Genomic DNA, 16,560 nt, shown 5'->3' on the forward strand with positions numbered 1-16,560 from the left:
TCGCGAGGAGAACGAAACTTTCCCGTCGTCGTACGGGTTTAATTCTGCACTGCTTGCCTCTATCACAACCGCTTGTCCTTGTCGCCGGGGAGACGATCAATGTCTCAACAAGTCCGTCTGTCTCTGCTGTCACTCGCGTCACTGACGCTCGGTTTCAGTACGTTCTGTTCACCGGTTCTGGCCGCGAACCCGAGCGATCCGCTGGCGGTTGCCGCCAGCGTCGACCGAATCGTCACGGAGAACCTGGCCGAGGAAGGCGTCGCACCGGCCGATCGCACATCGGACGAGGATTTTCTCCGCCGCGTCTCCATCGATCTGACCGGTCGAATTCCAACGCCGGCCGAGATGACCCGCTTCGGTCTCGATCCCGATCCCCGGAAACGCGAGAAGAAAATCGATGAGCTGATGAGCTCACCGGATTTCGCTCACAACTGGTCGGCTTACTGGCGGGACGTCATCTTCATGCGGGCCACCGAACAGCGGGCCCAACCGCTTCAGGGTGTGTTCCAGTTGTGGCTCCGCGAGAAGCTGGAGAACAACGCGCCCTGGGACGAGATCGTCACCGAGATGCTCACTTCAACCGGCGATGTGCGGGAGAATGGGGCCACCGGTCTGTTCCTCGCCCATGCCGGCGATGCAACCGAACTGGCTTCGGAAACCTCCCGGCTGTTCCTGGGCATTCAGATTCAGTGTGCGAACTGTCACGACCATCCAACCGATACCTGGACCCGTCAGCAGTTCCACGAACTGGCCGCGTACTTCCCCCGGGTGCGAGTTCAGCAGCGCCCCCAGGAGACTCCCCCGACATTTATCGTGAGCTCGTTCGATGTCAACCAGTCGCGCGGACGCGAAGTTTTGAACAACCCGGAGCGACTCTTCCGTGGGCTCGATCAGAATCGCGACGGGAAACTGACAGACGAAGAAGCGAAGAGAGCACAGCGGTTTGCTGCCGTTTTCGAACGTCTGCTCGGAGTTGGCGATACTGATAAAGACGGCATGCTGTCTCTGGAAGAGTTCAAGAACCTTCCGACCCAGCCGCAGGGACGACGACAAACGACTGAGTACTTCATGCCGAACCTGGAGGATCCCGCCGCCGAAGGCACTCGACTCGATCCCGTCTTCTTTGTCGATGGCGATTCGGCCCCACGAGAATTGCGTGATGTGGAACGCCGAACCGAACTGGCTCGAAAGGTCACTGATCCCGGCAACGAATGGTTCGCCAAGTCGTATGTAAACCGCATCTGGACCGAACTGCTCGGCGTCGGGTTCTACCCTCTCGTCGATGATATGGGCCCGCTCCGCGAAGTGCGGTACGAGAAGGCTCTGGAAACGCTCAGCGAGGGTTTCATCGCCAGCGGATTTGACACTCGCTGGGTTTTTCGCACGATTCTGAATTCCGAGGCTTACCAGCGTTCGCTCGACACTCCCAGCGGACTGCCGAGCAATGAATCATGTGAACTGGCCTGTGCCACGCCGGTCCGCCTGCGAGCCGAGCAGATCCTCGCCTCGCTCATGATGTTGTCCGGTCAGACGGAAACCAATCGCGAAATTACCGTCGGACGCGGTCCCGGGAGTCGACGCAATTCCCCGGAAGCTCAGTTCGTCGCTCTGTTCGGTTTCGATCCATCGACGCCGCAGGAGGAAGTCTCTGGAGACATTCCGCAGTCGCTGTTCATGATGAATTCGCCGCTGATCAGCCAGCTGGTCTCGAGCCGGGGGAATGGGCCGCTGGCCCGTTTGCTGCGTCGATACGACAACGATGAAGACGCGTTGCGGGAACTGTATGTCCTCGTGCTGTCCCGCGAGCCCTCCGAATACGAACTCACTGAGTGCAAAGAATTCATCTACGAAGTTCAGAATCGAAACGAAGCCTTTGAGGATGTCATGTGGTGCCTGGTCAACTCCAGTGAGTTCATTACCAGACGCTGACAGTCCTCCGCTCAAGCCGAACCGTAGCGAGGGCCGGGCGCCATTTGTCCGCCTTCTGAACAGCATCCCCGTTTCCGGGGATCACGCACGCTCACGAACCATCGGGTGGAATCGCTCGATTCACAGCTTTCAGTCAGGAACATTCTCATGTCAACCAGCATTCACGAACTGATTCAATGGGGACGACGCGGCTTCTCCCGTCGTCGCTTTCTTCACACGGTGTCCGCCAGCGGTCTGGCAGCCGGTACGCTCGGGTTTCGCGATCTGATGAGCCTGCAGGCGGCCGAACTTCGCAAGCGACACAAAGCTGTCATCATGCTCTGGATGAACGGCGGCCCCAGTCAGCTCGAAACGTTCGATCCCAAACCAACGCACGAGAACGGCGGCGAGACTTCAGTGATCTCGACCGCGATCCCCGGTGTTCAGATTGCCGAGCCCTGGACCGGGATCGCCAGCGTGCTCGATCGCTGCGCGGTGATTCGCTCGTTCACGAACAAAGAGGGCAACCATCGTCGAGCAACCTATCAGCTGCACACCGGGTATGTACCATCGGGATCGGTGAAGCATCCTTCGCTCGGCTCGAATGTCGCTCAGCAGATTGGCGATGAGAACCTCGACATCCCATCCGTGGTTTCAATCGGTCGCGCTGATGGAGCCGGGGCGGGCTTTCTTGGTGTCGAGTTCGATCCGTTCTTTATCAACAACCCCGGCCAGCGGCCAGACAACACTCAGATGCCGGTGGCGGGAGACCGGTATCAACGACGGTTGAATCTGTTCGATTCCCTTCAGCAGGGATTCTCTCAACGCGGAGCCGAGCAGGTCGTCGAGAACCACAACGCTATTTACGGCAAGGCCGCTGATCTCATCCGCAGCCCACGACTGTCCGCCTTTGAACTGAGCGGAGAACCGGATTCCTTGAAGAAGAAATACGGCGAGACCCAGTTTGGTCGCGGGTGTCTGCTGGCCCGTCGGCTTGTGGAAGAAGGGGTCAGCTATGTCGAAGTGGTCTCCAACGGCTGGGATACGCACGACGACAACTTCGACCGCATTGCCAACCTGGCCGGCCAGGTTGATCCGGCGACGGCAGCGCTCATTCTGGACCTCGAAGAACGAGGCATGCTGGACGATACACTCGTCGTCTGGATGGGCGAGTTCGGACGCACGCCGCGAGTCAACGGTCGTGGAGGTCGGGACCACTTCCCGCGGGTCTTCAACGGATTGATGGCGGGCGGCGGTGTCCGCGGCGGGCAGGTGATCGGAGCTTCGACCGCCGACGGCAACGACGTGCTCGACCGACCGGTCAGCGTGCCCGATCTGTTCCACAGCATCTGCCATGCAATCGGAGTCGATCCGGAGTTCGAGAACATGAGCCCGCTGGGCCGCCCGATGAAAATCGTCGAAGGCGGAAGCGTGGTTCACGAACTGTTTTCCTGAAATCAATGAACGGTTCGGAAGCCTCTTGTGGAGGATGGTCCGGCCGGGATGCGGCAGAGCGGCCACGACGATGAAGCAGCGACATCAACGTGGCCTCGACGGGGAACGATCGGGCGACCTCCCGATCCGTTCCAATCGCAGACCCTCAATTTCTGCGTCCGACTGCCAACTCCCGGCCGGTCCATCGATTTTCTTCGCATTGAGAATCAGCGGAAGGAACGGGCGATCTGCGGACTTCACACAGGTCATCGCGGGGCTGGCGACTCTTGGTAGTCACCAGCCCTTCTTGCTGTATGATGGAGTTTCCATGAACCGCGCACCTGTTCCGGAGATTCCCCGATGAAACTTCATCTGCACCTGTCGACGCTGTTGCTTCTCACCCTGCCGTTTTCCCTCGCCGCTGCCGACGATCAACCCGCCGAAGGCAAGAAGAACGCGAAAGCCATTTCGCTGATCAAAGGAGACAAGCTGGACGGCTGGCAGAAAACCCAGTTTGGAGGGCCCGGCGAGGTCAGCGTGAAAGAAGGTGTGCTGACGATCGAAATGGGATCGCCGCTGAATGGGGTGACGATCACCGAAGAGGCGTTCAAGAAGCTGCCGAAGGTGAACTACGAGATGCGGCTCGAAGCGAAACGCGAACTCGGCGGCGACTTCTTCGTCGGGCTGACATTTCCGGTCAAGGATCAGCACTGCTCGCTGATCATGGGCGGCTGGGGCGGCGGCGTCATCGGCATCTCGAGCATCGATGGTTACGATGCTTCCGAGAATGAATCGACAACCTATGCGACCTTCGAGAACGGCAAGTGGTACAACATCCGGCTGCAGGTGACTGACAATCGCATCACGGTCTGGCTGGACGATGAAGAGATGGTCGATGTCGACATTGAAGAGCGGCGGCTCGATACACGGATCGAAGTTGATTTATCCAAGCCGCTTGGTCTGTCGAGCTTCGAAACGACGGCCAAAATTCGGGACTTCAAAATTCGCCCGTTGAGCGAGAAATAATTCTCAACTTACGGTAGAATACGCAAACAGGCGATCGCTCCCGGGCGATCGCCTGTTTCCATGGCTTCAGACATCAAGCGGCTTAGAACACGTCCAGGTGGAAGTGGTACCCTTTGTGGTACGGCCGTTCGGTCGGATAGAAGTTGTGCCAGTCCTTATTGTAGACCGGAATCTGCATTTCCGGGGCGTACCGGTAATACATGTGATCGTAGCTGCCGTACTGCTGGAAGTTTTGCGGATAGTACATGTACGGGTAGTAGTAGAACCGATTCCAGTCGGTTGGCTGTCCCTGTCCTGCAGCACCTGCTTCTGGGATCGCCGTGTTGACAACCATGATCAATGCGGTTGCCATCAAGCCAGCCTGGGCCAAACGTCGAAACATCCTTGTTTCTCCTCGGGGAAAGATGACATCGGCCTGGAGCCGTGCAATTTCGTAGAGTGATGTCGTTCCCGAAAAAGGACGACTTCCTTTAACTCATCGACCGGAGAACCCCCGTTACATCAGTGAAGTTTCGCACAATCGCCACATTGCGCGCAGGCCCGGCTCGGGGATCGAGGGTTTGTAAAATTTATTTGAAGCTGTTCACAGAGACCGTCGATTCTCCGTGATCGCGCGGAACCGCTTTCCGCATCCCCAGCTTCCGACGACGCAACGTGTTGTCATATTGACACATGAAGTTGTCTTCGCTTCGTAAGAATTTCACACCAATCCGAGAAGACCTTCTCGACCGCTGGTGAAAATTCCCGCGCTGACAAAGTCGCAGACGACGTCGCTGCTCGAAACTGGAGCAGAGTGCTGCGCTGGGAATGACCATCGTGATTCAAATTCGATCACAACAAGAGGTCAGTACCTCTCCATGTGATCGAATCCGGCTCGTTTTCCGTCCGCAGGGTCGAGCAAGTCCCCCTGAACCGACAGAACGATTCAACCCTTTTTTATGGTTCGACCTTTGCTGGTTCAGAACCATTGTTGCATTCCTTTTTCAGTGGGCTGGAGTGAGTTGATGAAAAGCTGGCGAACAATCTGTCCAACGCTGATCGCCATCGCGACGAGTCTCGCCTCTTCGGGCGTCTTTCTGCCCGAGGCCGCCTTGTCTCAGGAAAGGTCGACACCCGTGGTTGCGAATCCTCTGGGCGACTCCTCTTTTTCTCGCGCCTTCGCTGTCACTTCCTTCGAGGATCTGACGGCTTACGCCCGGCTCAAAGCCGCGCATCCGTACCAACCCGCACCCAAGGCCCATGAGATTCTCTCGACGCTGACCTACGACGAATATCAACAGATTCAATTCAATCACAAAAAGGCGATCTGGCGGGGCTCGGATCAGTTCTGGATCGAAATGTTTCATCCCGGCTTCGTCCAGCGCGATCAGATCGGTCTGAACGTGATTGAACAGGGCCGCGAGAAAACCGTCGCTTTCAATCGCGACTATTTTCAATATCCCGAGTCGATGTCGAGCTTTGATATCCCGGCCGAGACGACCTTTTCCGGGATCCGCATCGCCGGCCGATTTCCCGGCAACGATGATCCGCAGGAGATTCTGACGTTCCTGGGTTCCAGCTACTTCCGCTGTCGGAGTTCAGACTGCGTCTACGGTTCCTCCACTCGAGGGCTGGCGGTGAATATTGGAACGCCGGGTGAAGAAGAGTTTCCGGTCTTCCGCGAGTTCTGGATTGTCGAGCCGGAAGAGGGAGTCAACGAGCTGATCGTTCTGGCATTTATGGATAGTCCTTCGCTGACGGGAGCCTACGAATTTCGTTTGCATCCCCAGGAAAAGACCGCCGAGATCGATGTCCGTTCCATGATTTACTTCCGCAGTCGACCGGAGAAGCTCGGCATCGCCCCGGTCACAAGCATGTGGATGTGGGGTGATGGATTGATCCCTCCGCCGCTCGATCTGCGACCATCGGTGCACGACGCCGACGGTCTGCTCGTTGAAACAACCGAGGGATGGACGTGGCGGAGTCTGTGCCGCCAGAGCTATCCGTCAGTCAGCCGGCTGAACGCGAATGAAATTCGCGGATTCGGACTTCTGCAACGGGATACCCGTTTCGAACATTTCCAGGATTCATTCGCTCAATACGACCGTCGACCGAGTGTCTGGATTGAACCGCAAAATCAGTGGCCCAAAGGGCATATGGAACTGCTCGAGCTCCCGGGATCGCATGAGGGAATTGACAATATCGGCGCCTACTGGGTGCCCGAACTTCCTAAAAACCTCGAACAGGGTCTGCCGATTGCATATCGAATCCATTACTTCCACGGGGATCTGAAAACAAAGTGCAGGGATTACCTGGCAGCCATTCAAAACGTTCAGATTCACCGGGACCCCGATTCGAAAGTTCGACTTTCGATCGAATTCAAGGGCCAATCACTTGCCGATCTGGCAGCGGAAACTGCGGTTCATACCCAGCTACAGACCATCCGCGGCGAAGTACTCCATCAAGAAATCGTTCGGCGCCCCAATGGCCGCTGGACGCTCGAACTCGTGATCAGACCTGAGTCCGATGCTCCTTTTGAGATTCAAGTCTGTCTGAAAGACGCCAATCGGAAACTGACCGAAACGTGGGCTTACCTTTGTCCAATCAAGCCCCCGCCCTATCAGTATCCGCAGGTTTACACACGAGTTGAATAAGTTTCACACGCACACAACAGATAACAGTTCAGGATCACCCCCCATGAAGTCAACAATCAGCACACTCGCCCCTACCGTGAGGATGAACGGAATCCATCGTCCTCTAACGGTCGCCGTACCGCGGCGGTCACGGTCCGTACGCGTCGTTCCTCGTGAGAACTTCGAACCTATGCGACCTCCCATGACGCTGCGGCGGGTCTGGTGGCTGCGGTTCGACGGCTGGACCGAAGCCGCTCAGGTTCCCGTTCTGCGACTTCGTGGTCTCATTGACCGTGGTCGCCTCGCAGGAGAGAAGATGTGATCGGCAACTCGTATTATGCGGCGTATCAGGCACGTCAGACCCGTCTGGCGCTGTTGGCTGCATCGACCTATTCGACAGTCATTCTGTCAGCCGGCTTCCTGTTCGTGATCTCCGGCAACGGAATCTCGACGCTCGATGCTGTCTCGACTTCTCTGTTCGTGATCCTCTCCTTCTGGATCTCCATCGGCTTCTGGAACGCGGTTCTGGGATTCCGGTGTGCGGTGACGGAGAGCCGAACGGCTCGACACAAGCTGAAACCCAGCTCGGCTGCGGCTATTGCCGAAAAGAGCCGGACGGCCATCCTTATGCCGGTTTACAATGAAGACCCCGAAGCGGTCTTTTCCCGAATTCACGCGATGATTCAGTCCCTGCACGAGACGGGCGGGGAAGATGGGTTCGAATTCTTTGTCCTGAGCGACACCACGAATCCGGATATCGCGCTGCGTGAAGAACTGATCTGGACTCAATACGTCGAACACTATCATCCACCGATCAACGTCTATTATCGACGACGGGCAAAGAACCTGCGACGCAAGGCCGGCAACATTGCCGACTTCTGCGAACGCTGGGGGCGTAACTATGACTTCATGCTCATCCTCGATGCCGACAGCGTGATGTCTGGCCGGACAATCCTCGAACTGGTGCGACGGATGCTGCTGGATCCGCGACTGGGCATCCTTCAGGCTCCGCCGCGTCCCGTGAATCGCCAGTCTCTGTTCGCCCGGCTGCAGCAGTTCGCCGCCGCCGTCTACGGACCGCTCTGCGTTCGTGGCTTCTGTTCCTGGACGGCTACCGACGGCAACTACTGGGGCCACAATGCGATCCTCCGCGTTCGTCCCTTTGTGGATCATTGTGAACTGCCAGTACTGTCAGGATCGCGCCCGCTGGGCGGAGACATTCTCAGTCACGACTTCGTGGAAGCAGCTCTGATGCTGCGAGCCGGCTTCAAGGTCCAGATCGCCGATGACCTGGAAGGCAGTTACGAAGAATGCCCAACGACTCTGGCCGATTACGCACAGCGCGATCAGCGGTGGTGTCAGGGCAATATGCAACATGCCCGACTCGTCATGTGTGAAGGGTTCCGCCCGCTCAGCCGAATTCACTTCGCCATGGGGGTGATGTCCTACGTCGCATCGCCAATCTGGCTGGCCTTCATCGGATCGTTACTGGCGACCCGTTGGATCGAAGGTCCGGCGATGGACGGTGGTGCGATCGATGGCTATCTGATGTTGACCGTCTTCAGCATCTCGATGGTTATGCTCCTCGTGCCAAAGTTTCTCAGCCTGTATCTGATGTCGCGAAACCGCGAACAGTCTCGGCGGCATGGCGGTCGACTGGCGTTGTTCGGAAGCACGATTCTGGAGACGGCCATCTCTATTATCTTCGCCCCGGTAATGGCTTACTACCACAGCCGGTTCGTCCTTTCGACATTGATGGGAAAGACCGTGGCCTGGAACTGCCAGCAGCGGGATGAGACGAATGTCAGCCTTAAAGACGCGTGGTCGATGCACTGGGATGTAATGCTGTTCTACGCGATTCTGGGAGGTCTGGTTGCCTGGAGCGCTCCTGCTCTGCTGCCTTGGTTTGTGCCCATGCTGATCGGTCCGATGCTGATCGTCCCCCTGGCATCAGCATTCGGCAGCCGCGGTATTGGCCACTGGCTGCAGAAGCGAAATCTGCTGCTCATTCCCGAAGAAGAAACCCGGCCGCAGGTGCTGCGAACACTCGACGAAGCCGCTGCCTTCTTCCGGGAGAATCCGCTGGTCGAACCAGGTCGCGACATCCTGCAGACCGTGCTCGCCAACCGTGGACATTCGCTGATGCACATGAAGATCGCCCGCGATATGCTCCCGGCTCACGAACCCGCCGAGCCGTTCGTCACCAAGAACTTTGAAGAGGTCGAATCGTATGTCCGAAGCGGCGAATTCAGTCGTCTGCCGATCGATGTTCGTCGGTCTCTGATTCTCGACAACGAAGCCTTCAAGCGTCTGGCAATGATCTGTCAGAATGTGTAAGCGTTGGCTGTGATTCCACGAAAAAGCCTCTTCGTCAAACCGACGGAGAGGCTTTTTTTATGGGCGAATTCAACTACCGACGTTTGCAGAAGCAAACTCAGCATGGCAGGGGATAGGCGCCCATGCGACTGCTGGTGAAGCATGAAAATGCTCTAACAGTTCGCCCAGACTCCCTTCATGTACTCAAGCGAATCGACGGCGATCTTCTCGGCTCCCGGCGAATAATCGAAGACTTCAACCGACACCCAGCCGTCGTAGCCAGTCTCCTTCAGCGCGGCAAAGATCGGCTGGAAATCGACTTCACCCATTCCGGGTCCACGCAGGTTGACATCGTTGGCATGGAAGTGAGCGGTCACGTCGCGGAATTCACGGATCAGATCCGGGATCGACGTCGACTCATCCGACATCGCCTTTACGTCCTGATGCAGCTGGATAGCCGGGCTGCGGAAGTGATCAATCAACTCGCGGGCCTGCTGGCAGGTGATCATGTAATCGGTTTCCTGTCGCGAAAGCGGTTCCAGGCAGAGCGTCACGCCGGCTGCTTCCAGGTGAGGAACGACCTCGGCCAGAACCTGAATCGCGTGATCGTTCGCTTCAGCCATTGAAACGCCTGGCAACAGACTTCGTTGTTTCGGGGACCCAAGGACCATCAGTTCCCCGCCGAGGTCCTGACAGAGCCGCGTCAGCTCGATGAGGTACTCCGAGGTGCGTTTACGGACATCGGCGTCCGCAGTCGTCAGGTAGAACCCTTCGGTCTTCGCGAGCAACCAGTGGAGCCCGATGATCTCCAGTCCGGCCTGTTCGGCTGTCTTACGGTAATGCTCACGCTCGGCCTGAGTCACCTTGTCCGCGGACGCCGCCAGAGTGAAGGGGGCCACCTCGACGCCGGTGTATCCCGTCTCGGCAATGAACTCGCACTGCCGCTCCCAGGACCACCCTTCGAACAGTTCCTGACAAATCGCAAATCGCATCAACGCTCTCCCGCCTGTATGTCGCTGCAAGTCTCTATTTCATAGCCACTTGCGAATACCAAAAACTGGCCGCGGCCAGATTCCCACTTCATCCTAGCGGATCGCCCCGAGCGGCGAAACCGGCTCGGTTCCGTTCTTCGTTCTTCGCTCTGGATACCGGATTTACCGGTTGAGGTGATTGCGCGACAGAGGCCCTCACGAGAGGCTCGGCAATCTGTCCAAAGTGGTGAATGCGGGAAAGTTGAGTCGATCTTGTTGACGAAACAAGAAGTGGCGCCCGTCTCCCGGGCGTGCCGTGAGTCAGTTGGAGCATGCCGGATCGGTGCGTGCGCTCCGGTTTCATTACGAACACAAGCCTCGGTACTCCATCAACGAGGCGAAAAAGAGGGACAAGAACCATGAAGTCAGCAGCCAGGATTATGCTTGCTGCATTCGCGCTGATGATTGGCGCGATGGGCGGCACAGCACAGGCCGCGTATTGCGGCGCAGACAGCTTCGATTGCTGTCCGACAGACACATGTGGACGCTGGGGCCACTTTGGCATCGCCAAGCAGCAGTGCTGCGGTCCCAAGTATCAGACGGTGAAGAAGGTTGTCTGGGATACACAGGAATACTGCTGTCCGGTCACGGTTTACGATACATGTTGCGAACGGGTTCCCGTCCCCTGCACTCGCACTGTGTTCAAGACTTGCTACCGCAAGGAAAAGTACGAAGTCTGTCGCCCGGTCTACAAAACCTGCTACCGCACGGTTTGCGAAACCGTTCGTCGGCCGGTTTACAAGACCTGCTATCGCAAGGTGACAGAGACCGTTCGCAAGCCTGTGTACAAGACCTGCTACCGTGAGCACTGCTACACGGTCAGCCGCCCGGTCACCCGAACGTGCTACCGCAACGTCTGCTACACAACCTGCCGCCCGGTCTACAAGACCTGCTACAAAGAAGTCTGCTCCACTCAGTACCGCACGAAAACCCGCACCTGCTATCGCGACGTCTGCTACACCGTCTGCAAGCCGGTTCGGGAAACGCACTGGGTCGACGTCTGCTGTGGCGAATGGAAAACGGTTCGTGAACGGGTCCCTTGCCCGTGTCCCACGACTTGCCATTCCGAATCGTGCTGCATCAATCACTACGGCGGCTGTGTTGACGGTTGCGTCGACGGCTGTGGCGACGGTTGCGGCAACGACTGCCCGGACTGCCGCGTGATGAACAAGTGCCACGGCGGCTACACCATCTGCCGTCAGGTCTGGTGCCCGAAAGTGGTCAAGAAGAAGGTCTGCTCGGTTCGCTACGAAACCTGCGTCAAAACTCGCCGAGTGCCCTACACGGTCTGCGAACAGGTTCCATACACCGTAACCCGCAAGGTTCCTTACACGACCTGTCACATGGTCAAGGAATGCCGCACCCGCAAGGTTCCCTACACGACCTGCCACATGGTCCAGGAAACGAAGCGTTGCCGCGTCCCTTATACGACCTGTCACTTCGTCGAACGCTGCATCACCCGCCGCGTGCCTTACACGACCTGCACCTGGAAGTGTGATACGGTCAAACGGAAGATTCCGTACACGACTTGTCACATGGTCAAGGAATGCCGCACCCGCTGCGTCCCTTACACGACCTGCCAGACGGTCCGCGACGTCCGCTACGTCACCCAGACGAAATGCGTGCCTCGCACGATCATGGTCAAGAAAACCCGCTGCGTGCCTCGCGTCGTCTGCGAACGGGTTCCAGTCTGCAACGACTGCTGCCCGCAGACCTGTGACGAATGCGTGGACGGATGCCAGCCTTGCATCCAGTAACGTGCCGGACACTCGCTGGGGAATGAAGCTCACTTCGTCCCCGGTTGAGCTGTCGACCGAACAACGCTGACTCGAAGTCCGACCCTTCCGTCAGCGCGACAGTCAGGATGGGAGCCAGATCCGGCTGTCGTTCTTGAGAATACGATGTCTCTCTCGTCTCCTTGAAGGGCCGCACTACACCACGTGCGGCCCTTTCCGTTTTTCTACACTCAAAGAACAGAAACCGCCAATATCCGGTGAATTCCTGGAATACATCCTTGTGATCGAGATCTCACTTCTAGAATCCTTTCAAACCTCCCCTACTCCTTTGAAAGGAACTGAAGTCATGATTAGAACTACTTGCTTTGCTGTCGCTACTGTTATTGGACTCGCATTCTCGGCTCAGGCTGCTGAGAAAACGATCGTCGAAACCGCCGTCGGAGCCGGTGATTTCAACACACTCGTCGCCGCCGTCAAAGCCGCCGGGCTGGTTGATACCCTGCAGGGTGAAGGCCCTTACACCGTGTTCGCTCCGACTGACGAAGCCTTCAATAAGCTGCCGAAGGGAACCGTGGAATCGCTTCTGAAGCCCGAAAACAAGGACAAGCTGACGTCTATCCTGCTCTACCACGTGGTCCCCGGCAAAGTCATGGCCGCCGACGTGGTGAAACTGCACGAAGCCGAAACGGCCCAGGGAACTAAAGTCTCGATTAAGACCAAGGGCAAGAAGGTCATGGTCGACAACGCCAAAGTGGTGAAGACCGACATCAAGTGCTCAAACGGTGTGATTCACGTGATCGACACCGTCATCATGCCAGAATAATCGCTGGGTGACTGCTTAAGTAAACTAGACGATCCTCAATAAATTTGTTGAGGATCGTTTTTGTGTATTTAGGGCTAAGAAGTGGCCGTGTTTCGCGAATAGAAACCGGTTCATCGATGGGCGTCGAGTTCGGGAAATGGCCGTTGGTCGGCCATGCTCAAAGAGATTGTAGACCCGAGACGCACCTTTCCAACTTGTGCGGTCGAATTTCAGCCCACAGAAGCAAAGCGCGGCAGTCACGACATCGGAGACGTGAGGGAGGAACATAGACGGCTGTGCGCAGTGGCGAATCTTCACATCCGGTCGATGCAAAATTTCCGATCGCCCCGAGTATGGTCCTGTTCGCAAGAGCGAGCCGCGATCCAGAGGCGGCTGCGACTGTACGAGAATGCTCAGCCATTCGTGGATCCTCCGCCGACGAGCTCCCAATAAAGTTCATCCGGGGCCCGGCCCGTGTCCCCTTCGCGGCGTTCTTTTCGTTTCCAAGTGTGAACACACAACGCTTCACACCGAACTTTGGAGATGATCATGAAAACGCTCATTCACGCCGCTCTGATCACCGTCGCCTTCTTCGCCACATTCGCTGTTCAGCCCGCCGACTGCCTGGCGAAATCGCCGGCCGACAAGATGATGACCTTCGACGAAGCCGCCATCCTCGTTCTCGAATGGCAGCTGAACGAAGACGAAATCTTCGACATGTACCTGGCCGGTCTGATCGACGAACCGACCGCCATGATCCTGATGGACCTCGATGACTTCGAGCAGACCTCGAAAGTCTCCGGCATGGACCTCGGCAGCGGACGCATCAAAGGTGTCTCCGGCCTCGACCTTGGCAGCGGACGTTTTCAGGAACTCTCGGGAACCGATCTTGGCAGCGGACGATAGATCGAACTGATATTGACGATCAGCTGCCCCACGGAGACGATTCACCAGAAGTTCTTGTCTCTGAAACTGGAAGGTTCGATGGGAATACTTTTCATAACAATCGGTGTCCTATCCGCCATCATTGGCCATTCCGTTCATCACGATTCTGAAAATGTCGGGAGCGTCATCGAACGATGGAAGAAGAGGACCGAGATCACCGACAGCGTCCTCGTACACTTCACGTTCTACCGGTATGATCATGTTTTCAATACATGGTCGACAGGGACAGGCGAAATGCACTGGCGATCCCCGACCGAGGCACGATTGCTCGAAGTCGGCGACGTGAGCAGAGTCGGTGACACGATTACTCGCGTCGGGCAAGAATACGGGATGGAGCTTTCCGCTAATAATGAGTGGATCTGGAAGAACGGGAAGTTGACCGTTCTCGACTGTGAAAGAAAAGAATTCCAGACGTGTATCGTAGCGGAACTCAATATCCTGGCTCAGTTCCTGCCATCGTCGCCTGCTGAGTGGATGCCATTCCTGCCCGGCATGCCCGAAAGAAGCAGTTTCGACGAATGGCGTTTTGAGCTTCAGGAAGAACGAAACGACTCCTATCTGGTGGAAGCGTGGCCACTTTCGGAAGAACTGAAGAAGAAATTTCAAAGCTGTGAATTACTTATTCGGCGAGCCGATTTTCAGCTGATGGCCGTGAAAAACAGAATACGGGGCGGACACAGAGAGATCGTTTACGTCTTCCATCAAGTCGACTTCACTCGCGAACCGCTCATAACTCCGCAATTAGACTGCTACCGGAATCAGGTTCAACGGAACCCGATTAAGCCTGAGGACGGAACCAGGCTCACCGAAAAGTTTCTCGTTTCTCTTGGTCTACGAGCACTCTTCACGCTGGTTTCGATGCCGTGATTACACCTCCGGCCAACGTTTCACGGCCCGCCGAATCTTCCACCCGAGTCGATCGAGATCAGAGGTAAACTCTGGTTCGTGGCTGCGGGTGTTGACGAGGATTGCCCAGCAGAAGCGATCAGACGTGCGGACGAGGATGCCTGCTCCGCCGTTGAAGCTGCCGATGTGCCACCAGTTGCCGGCTTCATTGACGTTCCAGCCTTTTGCATAGCTCGGCTCCACTTCGGAAGGAGTCGTCATTGTCGCGATGGAGTTCGCGGTGAGCAGGTCCTTCGGCTCGTCGAAACCGTCGACATGCAGCATGAGTCGCACCAGCTGACTCGGCGAAGCAATCCAGCCGCCATGGGCATCCATGCGAGTCACGTGCATCAGCCGGGCATATGGGCTTTCTTTCTGCCCTTTCTGCCCGTAGTAGCAAACTTCCTCCGGTTTGCGTTCTGCCTTTCTCCGGCCGCCGAGTGTCATCTGCTCCACGCCGGCCGGCTGCAGCAGATGCTTGCGGACGGCTTGTTCGTAAGAAATCGTCGTGACCGCCTCGATCACGCGGCCGAGTACGCAGTAGCCGAAGTTCGAATAGCGAAACGTGGTGCCCGGTTCATCGAGCAGCGGAAACGTCTCGAGCGTGTAGCGAATCAATTCGCGATGATCGAGATGCAGCGCCTCCCAGGTAAACATCGGATCGTGCACCTTGTTTCCCCAACCGCCCGAGGTGTGCTCCAGCAGATGCTGAATCTGTATCGCTTGAATCTGCGTCCGCTTCTCGTCCGGCAACTCCAGTTCGTCCAGCAGCGAGGCGAGCAGCCGCTCTTCGGCAAACGGACGGTCGGTCAACTGCAGTTGTCCGTCTTCGATTAGTCGAAAGATCATCATCGACGTGATCGGCTTCGAGACACTGGCAATCCGAAACTGATGCCGCGGCTCCACCGGAATCTCCGCATCACGATCCGCCCACCCAAACCCGGCCGCCAATTGAAGCCTGCCGTACCGAGCCATCGCCACCGACACCCCCGGCACTTCGTAAGCGTCCATGAACTCGGCGACGTGCTTCTCGATAGCGGCCCGTTCGGCTTCACGGAAACGTTCCAGAGACAGACGGTCTTCCGCGTTCGCGACCTGCACCAGTGTCGCTGCCTGCCCCAGCCCCATTCCAAGAAGCTGAAGAAATGACCGCCGCCCGATCCCATTACTCATGAAGCCTCCCTGGGAATCAGTAACCGCAGGTGATGAGCGAAGTGCACGAACTGCAATCGTTCCGCCGTCTCGTAGTCCATCTTGCCGAACAACGGCGACGGACAAATTTCTCCCGAGTAGTTCCGAAAGCGGGTGATGGTCCCGAGCAGTTGCTCAACCGCCGCGGCATCCTCCGCTTCGTCGGCGCGATGGACCGAACCGGGAAACGTCGGCGTGCCGGGGCGAAAGCCTTCCTTCAACGAACGGCGGAGCATCGACTTCCCCATCGTCGCCCGCACCATGCCCATCATCGCTCCGACAGGCCACGGATTTTTCGGGAATCCATCCATCGGATACGTGAGCCAGTCGTTCAGATGCAGAGCCACCTGCGACAGGTTCCATTTGCCGAGCTGTTCATAGCCAGCCGTCAACTCCCGTAAATCGGCTTCGATGCTGTCCCAGTCGTTGAAATTCAATGTCCGTGGCGCTGACATAACGATCTCCACTGCAGATGGTCCGGGTGTCGTTCGAGGAATGCTTGTCGAGGCGGCGATGCCTGTCGAATCTGCATGATAACGGCTGCAAATTGGGGTTGGGAATGTGGATGTCAATCCCTGCCTGCCGATACAAGACTTGGAGGAGAACTCTGGACGTGGCTCCTGGCATTTGGTTACACTCAAATCTGCCGGACGCCGACCGCGTTCTGCTCCCAC

14 protein-coding genes are annotated in these 16,560 nt (G+C 57.1%); 10 read left to right on the plus strand and 4 right to left on the minus strand.

Going from position 1 to position 16,560, the window contains the following annotated elements:
• Positions 1-99 precede the first annotated feature (99 nt).
• The 3 genes from L1A08_RS13880 to L1A08_RS13890 all read left to right on the plus strand — a co-directional run bounded on the left by L1A08_RS13880 (position 100) and on the right by L1A08_RS13890 (position 4,368).
• Positions 100-1,929: a DUF1549 domain-containing protein gene (locus L1A08_RS13880; RefSeq protein ID WP_238757038.1), complete on the plus strand. Its 1,830-nt coding sequence runs from the start codon at positions 100-102 to the stop codon at positions 1,927-1,929.
• A gap of 147 nt (positions 1,930-2,076) precedes the next feature.
• Positions 2,077-3,363: a DUF1501 domain-containing protein gene (locus L1A08_RS13885; protein ID WP_238757039.1), complete on the plus strand. Its 1,287-nt coding sequence runs from the start codon at positions 2,077-2,079 to the stop codon at positions 3,361-3,363.
• A gap of 339 nt (positions 3,364-3,702) precedes the next feature.
• Positions 3,703-4,368, plus strand: a complete 666-nt coding sequence (locus L1A08_RS13890; protein WP_238757040.1) for a 3-keto-disaccharide hydrolase — start codon at positions 3,703-3,705, stop codon at positions 4,366-4,368.
• Positions 4,369-4,450: 82 nt separating this feature from the next.
• On the opposite strand, the gene L1A08_RS13895 is transcribed toward L1A08_RS13890, so the two are convergent.
• On the minus strand, positions 4,451-4,750 hold the full coding sequence (locus L1A08_RS13895; RefSeq protein WP_238757041.1) for a hypothetical protein: 300 nt from the start codon (positions 4,748-4,750) through the stop codon (positions 4,451-4,453).
• A gap of 622 nt (positions 4,751-5,372) precedes the next feature.
• Here L1A08_RS13895 and L1A08_RS13900 point away from each other — a divergent pair.
• The 3 genes from L1A08_RS13900 (at position 5,373) to mdoH (ending at position 9,317) form a co-directional block, all read left to right on the plus strand.
• Complete coding sequence (locus tag L1A08_RS13900; RefSeq protein ID WP_238757042.1) at positions 5,373-7,001, plus strand: glucan biosynthesis protein; 1,629 nt, start codon at positions 5,373-5,375, stop codon at positions 6,999-7,001.
• Positions 7,002-7,170: 169 nt separating this feature from the next.
• Positions 7,171-7,302, plus strand: a complete 132-nt coding sequence (locus L1A08_RS22745; protein ID WP_261362879.1) for a hypothetical protein — start codon at positions 7,171-7,173, stop codon at positions 7,300-7,302.
• Positions 7,299-9,317, plus strand: coding sequence for a glucans biosynthesis glucosyltransferase MdoH (mdoH, locus tag L1A08_RS13905; protein WP_238757043.1), 2,019 nt, complete (start codon positions 7,299-7,301; stop codon positions 9,315-9,317). The genes L1A08_RS22745 and mdoH overlap by 4 nt, the downstream gene beginning before the upstream one ends.
• A gap of 152 nt (positions 9,318-9,469) precedes the next feature.
• On the opposite strand, the gene L1A08_RS13910 is transcribed toward mdoH, so the two are convergent.
• Positions 9,470-10,288: a sugar phosphate isomerase/epimerase family protein gene (locus tag L1A08_RS13910; RefSeq protein WP_238757044.1), complete on the minus strand. Its 819-nt coding sequence runs from the start codon at positions 10,286-10,288 to the stop codon at positions 9,470-9,472.
• Between the two features lie 419 nt (positions 10,289-10,707).
• Between L1A08_RS13910 and L1A08_RS13915 the strand changes: the two genes are divergently transcribed.
• From L1A08_RS13915 to L1A08_RS13930, 4 genes are all read left to right on the plus strand, one after another.
• Positions 10,708-12,084, plus strand: a complete 1,377-nt coding sequence (locus tag L1A08_RS13915) for a hypothetical protein (protein ID WP_238757045.1) — start codon at positions 10,708-10,710, stop codon at positions 12,082-12,084.
• A 325-nt stretch (positions 12,085-12,409) separates the two neighbouring features.
• Positions 12,410-12,886 (plus strand): fasciclin domain-containing protein, encoded by a 477-nt coding sequence (locus L1A08_RS13920; protein ID WP_238757046.1) that lies wholly within the window; start codon positions 12,410-12,412, stop codon positions 12,884-12,886.
• Positions 12,887-13,414: 528 nt separating this feature from the next.
• Entirely contained in the window at positions 13,415-13,771 is a 357-nt protein-coding gene (locus tag L1A08_RS13925) for a hypothetical protein (protein ID WP_238757047.1), read from the plus strand.
• A gap of 273 nt (positions 13,772-14,044) precedes the next feature.
• Positions 14,045-14,677: a hypothetical protein gene (locus L1A08_RS13930; RefSeq protein ID WP_238757048.1), complete on the plus strand. Its 633-nt coding sequence runs from the start codon at positions 14,045-14,047 to the stop codon at positions 14,675-14,677.
• Here L1A08_RS13930 and L1A08_RS13935 read toward each other — a convergent pair whose 3' ends face one another.
• The gene (locus L1A08_RS13935) at positions 14,678-15,868 is read right to left on the minus strand and encodes a serine hydrolase domain-containing protein (protein WP_238757049.1); all 1,191 of its coding nucleotides are present in this window, start codon (positions 15,866-15,868) and stop codon (positions 14,678-14,680) included. It abuts the gene before it with no gap.
• On the minus strand, positions 15,865-16,341 hold the full coding sequence (locus L1A08_RS13940) for a DUF1569 domain-containing protein (RefSeq protein ID WP_238757050.1): 477 nt from the start codon (positions 16,339-16,341) through the stop codon (positions 15,865-15,867). The genes L1A08_RS13935 and L1A08_RS13940 overlap by 4 nt, the downstream gene beginning before the upstream one ends.
• Positions 16,342-16,560 lie beyond the last annotated feature (219 nt).

Origin of the sequence: Rubinisphaera margarita, assembly GCF_022267515.1 — a bacterium.
Lineage (GTDB): Bacteria > Planctomycetota > Planctomycetia > Planctomycetales > Planctomycetaceae > Rubinisphaera > Rubinisphaera margarita.

Bases quoted from the DNA above. Each gene is read 5' to 3' on its own strand.
- L1A08_RS13880 (WP_238757038.1), top strand. From the start codon at position 100: ATGTCTCAACAAGTCCGTCTGTCTCTGCTGTCACTCGCGTCACTGACG.
- L1A08_RS13885 (WP_238757039.1), top strand. From the start codon at position 2,077: ATGTCAACCAGCATTCACGAACTGATTCAATGGGGACGACGCGGCTTC.
- L1A08_RS13890 (WP_238757040.1), top strand. From the start codon at position 3,703: ATGAAACTTCATCTGCACCTGTCGACGCTGTTGCTTCTCACCCTGCCG.
- L1A08_RS13895 (WP_238757041.1), bottom strand. From the start codon at position 4,750: ATGTTTCGACGTTTGGCCCAGGCTGGCTTGATGGCAACCGCATTGATC.
- L1A08_RS13900 (WP_238757042.1), top strand. From the start codon at position 5,373: ATGAAAAGCTGGCGAACAATCTGTCCAACGCTGATCGCCATCGCGACG.
- L1A08_RS22745 (WP_261362879.1), top strand. From the start codon at position 7,171: ATGCGACCTCCCATGACGCTGCGGCGGGTCTGGTGGCTGCGGTTCGAC.
- L1A08_RS13910 (WP_238757044.1), bottom strand. From the start codon at position 10,288: ATGCGATTTGCGATTTGTCAGGAACTGTTCGAAGGGTGGTCCTGGGAG.
- L1A08_RS13915 (WP_238757045.1), top strand. From the start codon at position 10,708: ATGCTTGCTGCATTCGCGCTGATGATTGGCGCGATGGGCGGCACAGCA.
- L1A08_RS13920 (WP_238757046.1), top strand. From the start codon at position 12,410: ATGATTAGAACTACTTGCTTTGCTGTCGCTACTGTTATTGGACTCGCA.
- L1A08_RS13925 (WP_238757047.1), top strand. From the start codon at position 13,415: ATGAAAACGCTCATTCACGCCGCTCTGATCACCGTCGCCTTCTTCGCC.
- L1A08_RS13930 (WP_238757048.1), top strand. From the start codon at position 14,045: ATGCACTGGCGATCCCCGACCGAGGCACGATTGCTCGAAGTCGGCGAC.
- L1A08_RS13935 (WP_238757049.1), bottom strand. From the start codon at position 15,868: ATGAGTAATGGGATCGGGCGGCGGTCATTTCTTCAGCTTCTTGGAATG.
- L1A08_RS13940 (WP_238757050.1), bottom strand. From the start codon at position 16,341: ATGTCAGCGCCACGGACATTGAATTTCAACGACTGGGACAGCATCGAA.